The sequence below is a fragment of the Paenibacillus sp. genome (genome assembly GCF_031177825.1).
Lineage (GTDB): Bacteria > Bacillota > Bacilli > Paenibacillales > YIM-B00363 > Paenibacillus_AE.
This window is the reverse complement of record NZ_JAPSKE010000014.1, coordinates 89437-104872: the sequence shown is the minus strand read 5'-3', so window position 1 is coordinate 104872 and position 15436 is coordinate 89437. Positions and strand designations below refer to the sequence as shown.

The window sequence follows — 15436 nt, the reverse complement described above, 5'->3', positions numbered from 1 at the left end:
GGAACGGCATGCTACAGGGGAAGACGGTCCTCCTCGGCGTCACGGGAGGCATTGCGGCATATAAAGCGGCGGCGGTCGCCAGCAAGCTCACGCAGTCCGGAGCCGACGTTCGCGTCGTCATGACCGAGTCCGCGGCGAAATTCATCGCGCCGCTGACGTTCCAGGCGATTACGAGACATCGGGTCGTCGTCGATACGTTCGACGAAGACGACGCTTCGGTCATCTCGCACATCGACCTTGCCGACCGCGCCGACGCGGTCGTCGTCGCGCCCGCGACGGCGAACAGCCTCGCGAAGCTGGCGCTCGGTCTCGGCGACGACATGCTGTCGACGACGCTGCTCGCGATCGGGAACCGGGCGCCCGTCTTGATCGCGCCGGCGATGAACGTGCATATGTACGCGAATTCGGTCGTGCAGTCGCATATGGAGACGCTGCGCGCGCGCGGCGCCGTCTTCGTGGAGCCGGGGGAAGGGTTTCTTGCCTGCGGGTACACCGGCAAGGGACGTATGGCGGAGCCGGAGCACATCGTGGACCGGCTGATCGAGCGGCTCGGCCGCCGCCGGGCGATGGAAGGCGTGCGCGTGCTCGTCACGGCCGGCGCCACGGTGGAGCGGATCGATCCGGTCCGCTATCTGACGAACGATTCGTCCGGCAAGATGGGCTTCGCCGTAGCGGAGGCGGCTCGGGATTTAGGAGCGAAGGTGACGCTCGTCGCGGGACGCGCGGACGTCGCGCCGCCGGGGGGCGTCGAGCTCGTCCGGGTCGAATCCGCGCAGCAGATGTACGATGCCGTTCTGTCGCGGTTCGCGGAGGCGGACATCGTCGTGAAGGCGGCCGCGGTGGCGGATTACCGGCCGGCGCAGACGGCGGCGCGCAAGCTGAAGAAGACCGAAGCGACGCTGACGCTAGAGCTCGAACGGACGCCCGACATCTTGAAGGCGCTCGGCGAACGCAAAGCGCCGGGACAAGTGCTCGTCGGCTTCGCCGCGGAGACGAACGACCTCGCGAAGCATGCGATGGGGAAGGCTGCAAGGAAGCAGGCGGACTTCATCGCAGGGAACGACGTGTCGAAGCCGAACGTCGGCTTCGGCCACGATACGAACGCGGTGACCGTCTATACGGCGGAGGGACTCGTCGAGGACTTGCCGCTGCAATCCAAGCGGGCGGTGGCCGAACGGCTGCTCGCAATCGCGTACGACGCGTATAAGGCTCGCGCGGAAGCGCGGGGGACGGGACTATGATTGCCAAAGTGATCGTCGATGCGCCGGCCCGGGATACGGACCGGCCTTTCGATTATGCGGTGCCGGACAAGCTCGCGCCGCTCGTGCGGCCCGGGGTGCGCGCCGCGGTGCCGTTCGGCCCCCGCACGCTGAACGGCTTCGTCTTGGCCGTCGAGGAGACGTCCGATATGGATCCTTCGCGGCTGAAGCCGCTGAAGAGCGTGTTGGACGCGGCTCCGGTCGTGACGGAAGAATTGCTGGACTTGGCCGGCTGGCTGAGCCGGAAGTACTTGTGTCCGCAATATACGGCGCTTACGGCGCTGCTGCCGAGCGCGCTCAAGACGAAGACGGAAACCGTGTTCGAAGCGGCCGTTCCGCCGTCGTCTCCGGACGTGCCGGAATCGCTGCGCGAGCTGCTCGCTTACGTCGATCGGCGCGGACGCGTTCCGGAGAAGTCGCTGCTGCAGGCGTTCGCCGACCGGGCGGAGCTGCTCACGTCCGCCATCCTGCTCGGGCTGCTGACGGAATCGAAGGAAGTGAAGGACCGCTTAGGCATGAAGGTGCAGCTGTGCGTTCGCCCGGTCGCGTCCGCGGAAGCGTTGACGGCCGCCGCGGACGCGGCGAGGCGTCGCGCGCCGAAGCAGGCGGAGCTGCTCGACCGCCTGGCGGCGCTCGCCGACGAAGGCGGGGAGCCTCCGCTGCTCGCGGAGCTTGCGAAGGACGGCGGCATCGGGCCGTCGGCCGTGAAGGCGCTCGAGGCCAAAGGGTTCGTCGTCGTCGAGGCGAAAGAGCTGGCGCGGGATCCGTACGCGGATCGCCGATTCGCCGCGTCCCGGCCGCTGCCGCTGACGGAGACGCAGGCGGCGGCGCTGGCGCCGATCCGGCGCGCGATCGAAGCGAAGACGTATGCGCCGTTCCTGCTGCACGGCGTTACCGGCAGCGGCAAGACCGAGGTGTACCTGCAGGCGATGCAGGCGTGTCTGGAAGCCGGCCGCGAGGCGATTCTGCTCGTGCCGGAAATTTCGTTGACGCCGCAGACGGTGAACGCGTTCAAGGGCCGGTTCGGCGACGAGGTCGCCGTCATGCACAGCCGCCTGTCGGCCGGAGAACGCTACGACGAGTGGCGCAAGATCGCGAGAAGGCGCGTCAAGATCGCGATCGGCGCGCGGTCGGCCATCTTCGCGCCGTTCACGAACATCGGCCTCATCATCGTCGACGAAGAGCACGAGTCTTCGTATAAACAAGAGGAGTCGCCGAAATATCACGCCCGCGACGTCGCGCTCGAGCGCGGTTCCCGGCACGGCGCGGCGGTCGTGCTCGGCTCGGCGACGCCGGCGTTGGAGACGTACTTGGACGCGCATCGCGGCGTCTATACGCTGCTGGAGATGCCGGATCGCGCGCTCGGCCAACCGCTCCCGGCCGTAGAGATCGTCGACATGCGGCAGGAGCTGCGCGACGGCAATCGCTCCATGTTCAGCGCCAAGCTTCGGGAAGCGCTGGAGGCGCGTCTCGAACGAGGCGAACAGTCGGTGCTGCTGCTCAACCGCCGCGGATACTCGACGTTCGTCATGTGCCGCTCCTGCGGGTTCACGGCGCAGTGTCCGCATTGCGACATCACGCTGACCTACCATCGGTCCGGGCGTCACTCTCGCTGCCATTACTGCGGGTATACGGAACGCGAGGCGACGAGCTGTCCGAGCTGCGAGAGCGAGCATATCCGCCACTTCGGCGCGGGCACGCAGCGCGTCGAGGAAGAGCTGGCGAAGCTGTTTCCGGGCATCCGCACGATCCGGATGGACGTCGATACGACGTCGCAGAAGGGGGCGCACGAGAGGCTGCTCGCCGACTTCCGCGAACGGAAGGCCGACGTGCTGCTCGGCACGCAGATGGTGGCGAAGGGGCTCGATTTCCCCTACGTGACGCTCGTCGGCGTCATTAGCGCCGATACGGTGCTCCGGCTGCCGGATTTCCGCGCGGCGGAGCGGACGTTCCAGCTGCTGACGCAGGTGGCGGGGCGCGCGGGGCGTCATCGGCTGCTCGGCGAGGTCGTCGTGCAGACGTATACGCCGGAGCACTACAGCATCCAATTCGCGTCGAACCACGACTTCCGCGGCTTCGCGCGACGCGAGCTCGTCTCGCGGCGGGAGCTCGGCTATCCGCCGTACTGTCGTCTCGCGCTCGCGACGCTCGCGCACGAAGACATCTCGCGGCTCGTCGCCTCGAGCGAACGATTCGCCGCGGAGCTGAAGAGACGGTTCGCGGAGCTGCGGGGAACGGCCGGGGAGCCGGAGCTGCTCGGTCCCGTGCCGTCGCCGATCCCGAAACTGAAAGATAGATATCGGTTCCAATGCATGGTAAAATATCGGGGAGAAACGAACGTGGCCGATGCGCTGCGCGCGTCGGCGGACGCGCTCTCGGACGACGTCCGCAAGTCTAAACTGAGCATCCAGCTCGACGTGGATCCTCAAGTTCTCTTATAGTGGTACACGTGCCGGGAAGGGATCGACGTTTCGTTTCCCGGAAAGTTTGAGAACGTCTGCTCGGAGGAGCGCAAAAGGAAAACCTCCCGTTCAGATGCGCTCCAAACGTCGAAAACGATCGCCGAACGGGACATTCACCCACTTATACGGGTAACGAGTTCGAACCGGATGGACGCGGCGCAAGCCGGGCCGGTTCATCGGTCATTACACATCAGACGGGGTTTCATCGAAAGGGGTACGAACCTATATGGCGATTCGCATCATCGTCAAGCATCCGGACCCGGTCCTTCGCGAAGTCGCGAAGCCGGTGCCGAAGGTAACGCCGAATATCCAGAAGCTGTTGACCGACATGGCCGAGACGATGTACGACGCGCCCGGCGTCGGTCTCGCGGCGCCGCAGATCGGCATCTCCAAGCGCGTCATCGTCATCGACGTCGGCGACGATCACGGGTTGATCGAGATGGTCAATCCGGAGATCGTCGAGGCGGGCGGCGAGCAGCTCGGACCGGAAGGCTGTCTCAGCATTCCCGGCTTGCAGGGCGACGTTCGGCGCAAGGACCGCCTGAAGGTCAAGGGACTCGACCGCAACGGCAACGAGATCGTGATCGAAGCGGACGGCTTCCTCTCTCGCGCGTTCCAACACGAGATCGACCACCTGAACGGCGTCTTGTACATCGACATCGCCGAGCGCGTCTACGAGCCGAAGCCGGACGAAGACGAAGAGGATGACGACGTCGTATGATGAAAGCGAATATCGTATTCATGGGGACGCCGGACTTTGCCGTGCCGTCCCTTCGTGCGTTAATCGATGCCGGGTATAACGTCAAGGCGGTCGTCACGCAGCCCGACCGGCCGGTCGGGCGCAAGAAGACGATGACGCCGACGCCCGTGAAGGAAGAAGCGCTTCGCCTCGGCTTGCCCGTGCTCCAGCCGGCGAAGCTGCGGGCGCCGGAAGCCGTCGCGGAGCTCGCGGCATACGAGCCGGACCTGATCGTGACGGCCGCGTACGGGCAAATTTTACCGAAATCGGTGCTGTCGATGCCGCGCTTCGGCTGCATCAACGTGCACGGCTCGCTGCTGCCGAAATACCGGGGCGGCGCGCCGATCCAGCGGGCGATCATGAACGGCGAAACCGTCACCGGCGTAACGATCATGTATATGGCCGAGGGCTTGGATACCGGCGACATGATCTCGAAGGCCGAGCTGTCGATCGGTCCGGACGACGACGCGGGCCTCGTCTTCGAACGCCTGAGCGTCGTCGGCGCGAAGCTGCTGCTCGAGACGGTGCCGGCGGCGTTGAACGGGACCGCTCCCCGCACGCCGCAGAACGAGGAGGAAGCGACGTATTCGCCGAATTTGTCGCGCGAGGACGAACGCATCGACTGGACGCGCCCCGCCTCGGCGATCTACGATCAGCTTCGCGGTCTGTCGCCGCGTCCGGGCGCCTTCACGTTCTGGAACGGCGACGTCTTTAAGATTTGGAAGGCGGCGCGTCCGGAGCCGGGGCGGGCCGCCGGCGCGGCGCCCGGCACGGTGATCGGCGTCGGCGCGGACGGCCTCGCGATCGCGACCGGCGACGGCGTGTTCGTCGCCACCGAGGTGCAGCCGGCGGGCAAGAAGGCGCTGCCGGTTTCCGAGTTCGCGCGGAACGGCCAGATGAAGAAGGGCGATACGCTAGGCGATCCGCCCGAAGCGCCGTTAGGGGAGGCGGTTCGATGACCGGGCCGAAGACGGGACCGACCGCCGGCGCCCGCTCCGGGGCGAAGGCCGGATCGAGGCCCGGCTCCAAGCCGTCGTCCGGCCGGAAGCCGCTCGGCGCCCGCGAGCTGGCGCTCGAAGCGTTGACCGCCGTCGAACAGGAAGGCGCGTATAGCAACTTAGCGCTCAATGCGGCCCTCAAGCGTTCGAAGCTCGAGCCTCGGGAAGCGGGGCTCGCGACCGAGCTCGTGTACGGCACGATCCAGCGCCGGAACACGATCGATACGGTGCTGGATACTCATCTCGCCAAAGGCGCGAAGAAGCTCCAGCCTTGGGTTCGCAGCCTGCTGCGGCTCAGCGCGTATCAATTGCTCTTCCTCGACCGCGTGCCGCCGCATGCCGCCGTGAGCGAGGCGGTCGCCATCGCGAAGCGCCGCGGCCATCAAGGCGTATCCGGCCTGGTGAACGCCGTGCTGCGCAAGCTCGCGGCGAACCCCGGGCGGCCGACCCCGCCGATCGACGCGACCGCGGTCCAGCGCATCGCGTTCGAGCACTCGCACCCGGAATGGCTCGTTCGCGAATGGGTGCGCGCGTTCGGCGAGGAAACCGCCGAACGCATCGCCGCGGCGAACAACGAGCCGCCGAAGGCGAGCGCGCGGGTGAACCCGCTTCGGATCGACCGCGCCGGCTTGATCGCGAAGCTGGCGGCGGAAGGCGTCGAAGCGGTTGCGTCCGAAGTAAGCGAGGACGGCATCGTCGCGCCGAACGGCGGCAACCTAGCGTTTACCGAAGCGTTCAAAGGCGGGCTGTGCACCGTGCAGGACGAGAGCTCGATGCTCGTCGCCGCGCTGCTCGATCCGGCGCCGGGCATGCGCGTGCTCGATTGCTGCGCCGCGCCGGGCGGGAAGACGACGCAGCTCGCGGAGCGGATGGGGGACAAGGGAGAGATCGTCGCCTGCGACATTCATCCGCACAAGAAGGAGCTTATCGACGGCGCGGCCAGCCGTCTGGGGCTCTCGAGCGTCCGGACGGTCGTCGCGGACGCGTCGAAGCTGCACGAGGTGTTCGAGGAAGGCTCATTCGATCGGATTTTGCTCGACGCGCCTTGCTCCGGCTTCGGCGTCATCCGGCGCAAGCCGGACATCAAGTGGACGAAAACGCCGGAGGACGTCGCGAGCATCGCCGAGACGCAGCGCGCGATTCTCGCGTCCGTCTCGAAGCTGCTGAAGCCGGGCGGCATTCTCGTCTACAGCACGTGCACGCTGGAGCCGAGCGAGAACGAAGCGCAGATCGACGCGTTCCTCTCGGCGAATCCGGACTACGCGCCGGAGGCGACGCTTCCGCCGGGGATATCCGGCGAGACGGCCGCGAGATGCGCCGCGGGTCCCGGGCGGTTGCTGGTGACCCCCGCCGATTTCGGCTCCGACGGGTTCTTTATGGCTAGGCTGATCCGATCATCCTCTCGCTCGTCCTAGAAGTGATGTGTTAAAAAGGCGGACGAACGTTTACAATAGAGAGAAGAGTTTCGGCGGGGGGCGCCGCGGACAAGGCGGGCGCCCGTCGGCCCGAGACGGCAGAAAGCAGGGATACCTATGAAAAAAGAGATACAGCTGCCGGAGAAACCTTTCATCTACGACCTGACGCTGGAAGCGTTGCAGGACTGGTTGAAATCGCAGGACGAGCCGGCGTTCCGCGCGGGACAAATTTTCGACTGGCTCTACGGCAAGCGGGTCGTCGACTTCGACGACATGACGAATCTATCGAAGGAGCTTCGGGAGAAGCTGAAGGCGAGTTACCAATTCGTGACGCTGAACGAAATCACGAAGATGGAGTCGAAGGACGGCACGATTAAGTTTTTGTTCGGCCTCTACGACAATCATGCGATCGAGACGGTCGTCATGCGGCATAACTACGGCATCAGCATCTGCGTGACGACGCAGGTCGGCTGTCGGATCGGCTGCACGTTCTGCGCGTCGACGCTCGGCGGGCTGAAGCGCAACCTGTACGCGGGCGAGATCGTGGCGCAGGTCGTGTACGCCCAGAGACTGCTCGACGCGACGAACGAGCGGATCAGCAGCATCGTCGTCATGGGTTCGGGCGAACCGTTCGAAAACTACGAAGCTACGAAGACGTTCCTCACGCTCATGGTGCACGACAAAGGCATGAAGATCGGCCAACGCCACGTCACCGTATCGACGAGCGGCATCGTGCCGCAAATTCGCGAGTTCGCCGATTGGAATACGCAGATCAATCTCGCGATTTCGATTCACGCGCCGAACGATGCGCTGCGCTCGAAGCTGATGCCGGTCAACCGGCGGTTCCCGTTCGCGGACGTCATGGATGCCTGCCGGTATTACATCGAGAAGACGGGCCGCCGCATTACGTTCGAATATGCGCTCATCAACGGGGTCAACGATCAGCCGGAGCACGCCGAGGAATTGGGCGCCGTGCTGAAGGGAATGCTGTGCCACGTCAACCTCATTCCGGTCAACTACGTGCCGGAGCGCGATTACGTTCGCACGCCGAAGGAGCACATTTTCGAATTCAAACGCATTCTGGAGTCGAAACAGGTGAACACGACGATCCGCAGGGAGCAGGGGCATGACATCGCCGCCGCCTGCGGCCAGCTGCGGGCGAAGCATATGGAGTCGACCGCGAGGTGAATCTGATGTTGAAAACAGCGTATAAAACCGATGTCGGCCGCGTGCGGTCGGTCAACGAAGATCGGATCGTCGTGAAGGACGGGGTGGCGGGCTGCACGCTCGCCATCGTCGCCGACGGCATGGGCGGCCATCAAGCCGGAGACACGGCCAGCCAAATTACGATCGAGTTATTGGTAGGCGCGCTCGATCGCGTCTCTGGCGATCTCGACGACGACGAACGGAAGGCGCGTCTCGTCGGCGCGATTCGCGAGGCGAACGCCAAAGTATTCGAGGTCGCTTCGGGGAAAGAGCATTATCGGGGGATGGGCACGACGGTCACGGCGGCGCTCGCCGACGCCTCCCGCGTATTGATCGGTCATATCGGGGATTCCAGGGCTTACTACATAAATCATGAGACGATTTCGCAAATCACCGAAGACCATACGCTCGTCAACGAGCTCGTCAAGACCGGACAGCTGACGCCGGACGAGGCCGCGGTTCATCCGCGCCGCAACGTGATTACGAGAGCGCTCGGCACGGAGGCGGACGTGGACGTCGACCTTGTCTTTTTGCCGTGGTCGGCGGGGGATATGTTGCTGCTGTGCAGCGACGGGCTTTCGAATATGGTGCCGGAATCGGAGATGACGCGCACGGTGCGCGGAGAAGGAACGCTAAGCGAGAAGGCGGACCGCCTCGTCGAGTATGCGCTGAACGCGGGCGGAGACGACAATATTTCGGTGGTGCTGATCGAAAATGGTTCATAACGCCGAGACGAAAGGGGAGAGAAGCGGATGAACGGAACGACTTTATCGGGGCGCTACGAGTTGATCGAACGCGTCGGCGGCGGAGGCATGGCCTTAGTGTACAAAGCGAGGGACACGCTGCTGAACCGGCACGTGGCGGTCAAGGTGCTCCGTCAGCAATACGTACACGACGAGGAGTTCATCCGTCGCTTCCGGAGGGAGGCGCAATCCGCCGCGTCGTTATCCCATCCGAACGTCGTAAGCATCTATGACGTCGGGCAAGACGAAGAGACGCATTTCATCGTTATGGAGTATATCGAAGGCTCCAACTTGAACGATATCATCAAGGCGCAGGCTCCGCTGCAAACCGCGGAAGCCGTACATATCGCGACGCAAATTTGCGACGCTCTCGAGCATGCGCATGCGAACGGCATTATTCATCGGGACATTAAACCTCATAACATATTGATCGGCAAGAACGGCCGCGTGAAGGTGACCGACTTCGGCATCGCGCGGGCGATTACGACGTCTACGATTACGCAGACGGGCTCCGTCATCGGCTCGGTTCACTATTTCTCGCCGGAGCACGCCAAGGGCGTGACCGCGGGAGAAAAGTCGGACTTGTATTCTCTCGGCATCGTCTTGTACCAGATGCTGACGGCGAGACTTCCGTTCATCGGGGAAAGTCCGATCAGCGTCGCGTTGAAGCATCTGCAGGAGCCCGTCGAGGAACCGCGGGTCGTCAATCCGATGATTCCCCAAAGCGTGGAAAACGTGATCCTCAAGTCGCTTCGCAAACGGCCGGAAGAGCGATACGTCTCGGCCGGGGAGATGCTGCGGGACTTGGAAACGTGCCTCGCTCCCGAACGTAAGGACGAGCCGAAATGGACATACGCCAGCGACGCGGAAGACGACGCGGAGGCGACTCGGGTCATTCCGGCCATTCGCGGCGCCATGAACGCCGCGGGGCGGCCGGCCGCGAACGAAGGCGCCGGCGCGACCCCCGGCGGCGCCGGAGCGCCTGTCTGGCGGGAAGGCAGCTATGTGGACGAAGAGGAAGAGGAGCGCAGAGGCAATCCGTGGGTGAAGCCCCTGATCTGGTTCGGCGTGCTGCTCTTGCTGCTCGGCGGCGCCTGGTGGGGCGTGAACAAAATCCAGGACATCTTCGTCATTCCGACCGTCAAGGTGCCGACCGTCGAAGGGCTGCCGCTCGAGCGGGCGAAGACCGAAATCGAAGCGGCCGGACTCGTCGTAGAGGATCCGATCGTCTACGAGTTCAATCGCGAAGTGCCGCTCGATTACGTCATATCGCAGACGAAGAAAGATGAGGAAGCGAGAGCCAGTACTCCGATCCGGCTCTATGTCAGCAAAGGGATCGAGATGGTCGAGATGCCGGCGCTCGTCGGTCTGACGGAGGCGGAGGCGAAAGCCGCCCTCGACGAGCTCGGCATTCCCGGCGAGAGAGTCGAATACGACACTGAATTCAGCGACAAGGAAGACCCGGGCGACGTCTTCGAGCAATTCCCGCCGGCGCTGCAGCCGATCGATCCGCTCGATACGTCGGTGCGCGTCGTCGTCAGCCGGGGGCGCGAAGAGATCGACATGCCGGAGCTGCTCGGATTGACCGCGCAAGAGGCGCAGGCGATGCTGGAACGCGCAGGTCTCGAACTGTTGGAGAAAAACATCGTCCGCGAGCCCGCCTATTTCGAGAAGGGCCGCGTGTTCAAGCAATTCCCGTATCAACCGGGCGACCCGGTGAAGCCGCCGGGCGAAGGCATCATGATTTATATCAGCGAAGGCCTGCCGAAGGAAGCTCGCGCGACGACGTATACCGTCGTCATCGGACCGAAGGAGCAAGGCGCCGAGAGCGCTATTCGCATTCTCGTCACCGATGCGATGGGCGAACGCGTCGAGGCGGTGAATCAGAAGGTGTCGTCCGAACAGTCGTTCACCTTCGAGGTCGTCACGTCGCCGAGCAAGAACGCGTCGATCGAAGTGTTCCAGGACGATGCGAAGCTCGACCAATATACTTGGACGCACAGGCAAGCGGAAGAAAGCGGCGGTTCGGCGAACGCGCCGCGTCAGGAAGAGCCGGAGGAGCCGTTCGGGGAGGAGCCCGCGGAGCCGGTCGACGGCGAACCGGGTAACGAGGAAGGTCAGAGCTCGTCGGACGAGACGGAACAGACCGTCGAAGGTCTATAAACTTAAGTTTCTAGCGGGAGGCAAGCGGAACGCATGCAGGATGGCTTGATTGTGAAGGCGCTCAGCGGTTTTTATTACGTGCAGCCGGACGACGGCGGCGACGTCGTCGCCTGCCGGGCGCGGGGGTTGTTTAAGAAGCAGGGGGTGTCGCCGCTCGTCGGCGACCGCGTCCGATTCGAGGCGAAGGTCGACGGTTCCGGAGAGGGCACGGTCGTCGAATTGAAGCCTCGGTCGACGGAGCTCGTGCGCCCGCCGATCGCCAACGTGGACACGGCGCTGATCGTCTTCGCGGTGACGCGGCCGGACATCAATCGGTCGCTGCTCGACAAGTTTTTAGCGTTGTCCGAGCTGGCCGGCTTGCGTTCGATTCTCTGCTTCACGAAGGCGGATTTATTGGAGAAGCCGGAGGCGGCCGATCTCCAGGCGGAGATCGCGGAGCTGCGCGCGACGTACGAACGCATCGGGTATCCCGTCTATTTGACGAGCTCGCGCGGGGGCGAGGGGATCGCGGGCTTGCTCGGCGAGCTGGAAGGCCGCATCACGGTCATCGCCGGCCAATCCGGCGTCGGCAAGTCTTCGCTGCTCAATCGGCTCGCGCCGGGGCTGCTGCTCGCGACGAACGAGATCAGCGAGAAGCTGGGACGGGGAAAGCATACGACCCGCCATGTGGAGCTGTTCCGCGTCGGGGAGCGCGGCATGCTCGCGGATACGCCCGGGTTTTCGTCGCTCGAGTTTCCCGAGATGGAGCCCGAGGCGTTGACGGAGGCGTTCCCGGAGTTCGCGGAGCTGTCGAACGGCTGCAAGTTCCGCGGCTGCCTCCACCTGAAAGAACCGGGCTGCCGCGTCCTGGAAGCGGTAGCGTCCGGAGAAGCGGACAAGCAGCGGTACGAGCATTACGCTGCGTTCGCGGTCGAAATCCGGGATAGAAAACGGAGGTATTGAATATGGCGATCATCGCTCCATCGCTGCTCGCCGCCAACTTCGCGACGCTCGCGGAGGAGGTGCGGGATATCGAGCAAGGCGGCGCGGATTGGCTGCATCTGGACGTGATGGACGGCAAATTCGTGCCGAACATCACGTTCGGTCCGCTCGTGGTCGAAGCGCTGCGGCCGCGCACGTCGCTGTTCATGGACGTGCATCTGATGATCGAAAAGCCCGAAGCGTATGTCGACGCCTTCGTAGACGCGGGAGCGGACGGCGTGACCGTGCATGTCGAGGCATGCACGCATCTGCATCGGACGATCCAAACGATTAAGGCGCGCGGCGTGAAGGCCGGCGTCGCATTGAATCCGGCGACGCCCGCGGAATGGGTGCGGCCGATCTTGGCGGACATCGATCTCGTGCTCGTCATGACGGTGAATCCCGGCTTCGGCGGTCAGGCGTTCATCCCTTCGACGTTGAAGAAGATCGCGTCGCTGCGGGAATGGATCCGCGAGGACGGCTTGGACGGCCGCGTGGCGATTCAAGTGGACGGCGGCATCGCGCAAGGCACGGCGCGTCTCGTCACGGAGGCGGGCGCTTCGGTGCTCGTCGCGGGAAGCTCCGTCTTCGGCGTGCGCGATCGCGCGAAAGCGATGGCCGAGCTGCGCGCCGACGCGGCCCGCTGAACAAATTTTTGTCCCTCGGAAGCGAAAGTAGGCACATTTCCGGAATCCCTGAATACAATAGGGCTATAAGGCTTGTAGTGGGGAACGTACGGGATCGTGAGCGGCGGAAACTTTGCGAGGAGGGGTAGAGATGAAGTTTTATACAATCAAACTACCTAAATTCTTAGGCGGATTCGTGAAAACTTTGTTAAACGCTTTTAACAAGAATTGACAAGGGTTTCCGTGGGCGCCATTTGGGGATCATCGATGAAAGCACCTGAACGGTGCTTTTTGTCCTTTTCGAAAACAAACAAGCAGCGTTACATACGACAAGAAGAGGAGGATGCATATGCATCCTCCTCTTGTCAGCGGCGTGTTTGAAATTATACGCGGGTGATTAACCCCGATTTCAGCGCACGAGTGCTCACGTACACGCGCTTCGGCTTCCCGTTCACAAGAATCCGTACCTTCTGGACGTTCACGCCCCACGAACGGCGGTTGCGGTTGTTCGCGTGCGATACGTGGTTGCCGGACCCCGGTTTCTTACCGGTAATATAGCATACTCTGGACATTGCAGACACCACCCTTCCGTGGCAAACATAGTTATTAATATAGCATATGACTTGGGCGCCAGTCAACGCGAAGTTGTTGGGGGATTGCATTTATTTCTTTGGTCTAATATAGTACAATGAGGTTTAGTCCATAATATTACATACCATGAAGGAGAGGTTATAGATGCCCATTCAATTGGACACGGAAAGAGGGAAAGTGTACGTCACCGACGAAGTCATCGCGACGATCGCCGGCTCCGCGGCTCTGGAATGTTATGGACTTGTAGGAATGGCCTCCAAGAACAAGCTGAAAGACGGCATCGCCGAGCTGCTTCGCCGCGACAATCTCGGACGAGGCGTCGATGTGCGCCGCGAAGCGGATGCCGTGCATATCGACTTGTATATTATCGTCAGTTACGGTACGAAGATTTCCGAAGTGGCGCATAACATTCAATCGAAAGTGAAATACGTGTTGAACGATATCGTCGGCCTGCATGTCGACTTCGTCAACATTTTCGTTCAAGGAGTTCGCGTTTCATCATAAGGAAGGAGAATGTCGAATTGAGTAAGCGCTTTATTGACGGAGCGGAGTTTACGTCCATGGCGTTGGCCGCAGCCGAACGATTACACGCGAACGTGCAGCGAGTGAACGCCCTGAACGTCTTCCCCGTTCCCGACGGGGACACAGGCACCAACATGAATCTAACTCTCACCTCCGGAGTGGACGAACTCAAGAAGAGGACTTCTCCTCACCTCGGCCGATCGGCCGAAGTCATGGCCAAGGGGCTGTTGATGGGCGCGCGCGGCAACTCGGGCGTCATCCTGTCGCAGCTGTTCCGCGGCTTCTCGAAGAGCGTCGCCTCGTTCGAGAAGGCGGATGCCGCGCAATTCGCGCTGGCGCTGCAGCAAGGCGTGGAGACGGCGTACGCCGCCGTCGTACGGCCTGTCGAAGGTACGATTCTGACCGTGTCGAAGGAAGCAGCGAAGGCGGCGATCCAGAGCGCGCGCCGCGGCGGAGACGTCGTCGCCGTCATGCGGGACACGTTGGATGCGGCGAAGCATGCCCTCGCCCGCACGCCGGACTTGCTCCCGGTACTGAAGCAGGTCGGGGTCGTCGATTCCGGCGGCCAAGGTCTCGTATTCGTGTACGAAGGCTTCTATGCCGTCCTGTCGGGCGAAGTTCCGGCGGCCACGATCGTAGAGCCGGTCGCGGCCGCAGGGCCGAAGACCGATTACTCCGTCATTCCGCCGGAGTCGATTGAGCAGGCGCGGCGCGCCGCGGAGAAGCATGCCCCGGTACAGGCGCACATCGAGACGGAATCGATCGAACACGGCTACTGTACGGAATTTATCGTTCGGCTGACGCCGGGCGGGAAAATGCCGGGCGTCGTCTTCGAAGAGCCCGGCTTCCGCGAGAAGCTCGAAGGCATGGGCGATTCGCTGCTCGTCGTCGCGGACGACGACCTCGTAAAGATTCATATACATGCGGAGCATCCGGGCGAGGTCATGACCTATGCTCAGCAATTCGGCGATCTGACGCGCATTAAGATCGAGAACATGCGCGAGCAGCACAGCCATATCTTGTCGCAGGATTACGAAACCGACGTTATTACGGACGTCGATCCGGCGATGGCCGCGGTCGAGCCGCCGCGCAAGCCGTTCGCCATGATCGCCGTCGCGGCGGGCGAAGGACTTAGCGACGTCTTCGCGAGTCTGGGCGTCGACTTCGTATTGTCCGGCGGGCAGACGATGAACCCGAGCACGGAAGACATCCTGAAGGCGATCGACAGCGTACCGTCGGACCGCGTGTTCGTGCTGCCGAACAATTCCAATATCGTGATGGCGGCGAACCAGGCGAAGGAGATCGCGGAGAAGCAAGTGATCGTCGTGCCGACGAAGACGATCCAGCAAGGCATCGCCGCGGTGCTCGCGTACCAAGAGGGCGGAGACTTCGAACGGAACGGCGAGGCGATGTCCTCCGCCGCGAAGCGCGTGAAGTCCGGCCAGGTGACGTTCGCCGTGCGCGATACGTCCATCGACGGCGTCGACATCAAGGAAGGCGACCATATCGGCATCTTGGACGGCAAGATCGTCGTGTCGAACGACGACCCGTACGAGACGTGCACCGAGCTGCTGCGCTCCATGCTGAGCGACGGGGAGGAGATCGTCTCCGTCTACGTCGGCGAATCGGCGGACGACGCGGTGACGGACCGTCTGCGCGGCTTTTTCGAAGAACAATATCCCGACGTAGAAGTGGAACTGCTCCCGGGCGGACAGCCCGTGTACGCATACCTCTTCTCCGCGGAATAACGGT

Annotated in this window: 14 protein-coding genes; 13 read left to right on the top strand and 1 reads right to left on the bottom strand. The window is 63.1% G+C overall.

All coding sequences use genetic code 11. The features are described 5' to 3' along the window. The first annotated feature begins 8 nt into the window (after positions 1 to 8). The 11 genes from coaBC to spoVM all read left to right on the top strand — a co-directional run bounded on the left by coaBC (position 9) and on the right by spoVM (position 12803). Positions 9 to 1241 carry a bifunctional phosphopantothenoylcysteine decarboxylase/phosphopantothenate--cysteine ligase CoaBC gene (gene coaBC / locus RIN49_RS17040; protein WP_309121356.1) on the top strand — a complete coding sequence of 411 codons (1233 nt, stop codon included), beginning with the start codon at positions 9 to 11 and terminating at the stop codon, positions 1239 to 1241. Next, entirely contained in the window at positions 1238 to 3700 is a 2463-nt protein-coding gene (gene priA, locus RIN49_RS17035; RefSeq protein ID WP_309121355.1) for a primosomal protein N', read from the top strand. The genes coaBC and priA overlap by 4 nt, the downstream gene beginning before the upstream one ends. A gap of 247 nt (positions 3701 to 3947) precedes the next feature. Next, positions 3948 to 4442, top strand: a complete 495-nt coding sequence (gene def, locus RIN49_RS17030; protein WP_309121354.1) for a peptide deformylase — start codon at positions 3948 to 3950, stop codon at positions 4440 to 4442. Beyond that, on the top strand, positions 4442 to 5419 hold the full coding sequence (gene fmt / locus RIN49_RS17025) for a methionyl-tRNA formyltransferase (RefSeq protein ID WP_483874279.1): 978 nt from the start codon (positions 4442 to 4444) through the stop codon (positions 5417 to 5419). Before def ends, fmt begins: the two co-directional genes overlap by 1 nt. Then, the gene (gene rsmB / locus RIN49_RS17020) at positions 5416 to 6873 is read left to right on the top strand and encodes a 16S rRNA (cytosine(967)-C(5))-methyltransferase RsmB (RefSeq protein ID WP_309121352.1); all 1458 of its coding nucleotides are present in this window, start codon (positions 5416 to 5418) and stop codon (positions 6871 to 6873) included. The genes fmt and rsmB overlap by 4 nt, the downstream gene beginning before the upstream one ends. A gap of 117 nt (positions 6874 to 6990) precedes the next feature. Next, positions 6991 to 8061, top strand: a complete 1071-nt coding sequence (gene rlmN, locus RIN49_RS17015; protein WP_309121351.1) for a dual-specificity RNA methyltransferase RlmN — start codon at positions 6991 to 6993, stop codon at positions 8059 to 8061. 5 nt (positions 8062 to 8066) lie between these two features. Next, on the top strand, positions 8067 to 8804 hold the full coding sequence (locus RIN49_RS17010) for a Stp1/IreP family PP2C-type Ser/Thr phosphatase (RefSeq protein ID WP_309121350.1): 738 nt from the start codon (positions 8067 to 8069) through the stop codon (positions 8802 to 8804). A 27-nt stretch (positions 8805 to 8831) separates the two neighbouring features. After that, entirely contained in the window at positions 8832 to 10985 is a 2154-nt protein-coding gene (gene pknB, locus RIN49_RS17005) for a Stk1 family PASTA domain-containing Ser/Thr kinase (protein WP_309121349.1), read from the top strand. A gap of 33 nt (positions 10986 to 11018) precedes the next feature. After that, on the top strand, positions 11019 to 11927 hold the full coding sequence (gene rsgA / locus RIN49_RS17000) for a ribosome small subunit-dependent GTPase A (RefSeq protein WP_309121348.1): 909 nt from the start codon (positions 11019 to 11021) through the stop codon (positions 11925 to 11927). A 2-nt stretch (positions 11928 to 11929) separates the two neighbouring features. Then, complete coding sequence (gene rpe, locus RIN49_RS16995; RefSeq protein ID WP_309121347.1) at positions 11930 to 12592, top strand: ribulose-phosphate 3-epimerase; 663 nt, start codon at positions 11930 to 11932, stop codon at positions 12590 to 12592. A gap of 130 nt (positions 12593 to 12722) precedes the next feature. After that, the gene (spoVM, locus tag RIN49_RS16990; RefSeq protein WP_138196790.1) at positions 12723 to 12803 is read left to right on the top strand and encodes a stage V sporulation protein SpoVM; all 81 of its coding nucleotides are present in this window, start codon (positions 12723 to 12725) and stop codon (positions 12801 to 12803) included. Positions 12804 to 12954: 151 nt separating this feature from the next. Here the strand turns inward: spoVM and rpmB are convergent, their stop codons facing one another. After that, positions 12955 to 13143, bottom strand: a complete 189-nt coding sequence (gene rpmB, locus RIN49_RS16985) for a 50S ribosomal protein L28 (protein WP_138196733.1) — start codon at positions 13141 to 13143, stop codon at positions 12955 to 12957. 163 nt (positions 13144 to 13306) lie between these two features. Here rpmB and RIN49_RS16980 point away from each other — a divergent pair, with 163 nt between their 5' ends. Continuing rightward, complete coding sequence (locus RIN49_RS16980; RefSeq protein ID WP_309121346.1) at positions 13307 to 13666, top strand: Asp23/Gls24 family envelope stress response protein; 360 nt, start codon at positions 13307 to 13309, stop codon at positions 13664 to 13666. Between the two features lie 17 nt (positions 13667 to 13683). Continuing rightward, a complete protein-coding gene (locus tag RIN49_RS16975) occupies positions 13684 to 15432 on the top strand; it encodes a DAK2 domain-containing protein (RefSeq protein ID WP_309121345.1) in 1749 nt (582 codons plus the stop codon). The last annotated feature ends 4 nt before the right edge of the window (positions 15433 to 15436 follow it).

Bases quoted from the DNA above. Each gene is read 5' to 3' on its own strand.
- coaBC (WP_309121356.1), top strand. From the start codon at position 9: ATGCTACAGGGGAAGACGGTCCTCCTCGGCGTCACGGGAGGCATTGCG.
- RIN49_RS17010 (WP_309121350.1), top strand. From the start codon at position 8,067: ATGTTGAAAACAGCGTATAAAACCGATGTCGGCCGCGTGCGGTCGGTC.
- pknB (WP_309121349.1), top strand. From the start codon at position 8,832: ATGAACGGAACGACTTTATCGGGGCGCTACGAGTTGATCGAACGCGTC.
- rpe (WP_309121347.1), top strand. From the start codon at position 11,930: ATGGCGATCATCGCTCCATCGCTGCTCGCCGCCAACTTCGCGACGCTC.
- rlmN (WP_309121351.1), top strand. From the start codon at position 6,991: ATGAAAAAAGAGATACAGCTGCCGGAGAAACCTTTCATCTACGACCTG.
- fmt (WP_483874279.1), top strand. From the start codon at position 4,442: ATGAAAGCGAATATCGTATTCATGGGGACGCCGGACTTTGCCGTGCCG.
- rsmB (WP_309121352.1), top strand. From the start codon at position 5,416: ATGACCGGGCCGAAGACGGGACCGACCGCCGGCGCCCGCTCCGGGGCG.
- def (WP_309121354.1), top strand. From the start codon at position 3,948: ATGGCGATTCGCATCATCGTCAAGCATCCGGACCCGGTCCTTCGCGAA.
- priA (WP_309121355.1), top strand. From the start codon at position 1,238: ATGATTGCCAAAGTGATCGTCGATGCGCCGGCCCGGGATACGGACCGG.
- rpmB (WP_138196733.1), bottom strand. From the start codon at position 13,143: ATGTCCAGAGTATGCTATATTACCGGTAAGAAACCGGGGTCCGGCAAC.
- RIN49_RS16980 (WP_309121346.1), top strand. From the start codon at position 13,307: ATGCCCATTCAATTGGACACGGAAAGAGGGAAAGTGTACGTCACCGAC.
- spoVM (WP_138196790.1), top strand. From the start codon at position 12,723: ATGAAGTTTTATACAATCAAACTACCTAAATTCTTAGGCGGATTCGTG.
- rsgA (WP_309121348.1), top strand. From the start codon at position 11,019: ATGCAGGATGGCTTGATTGTGAAGGCGCTCAGCGGTTTTTATTACGTG.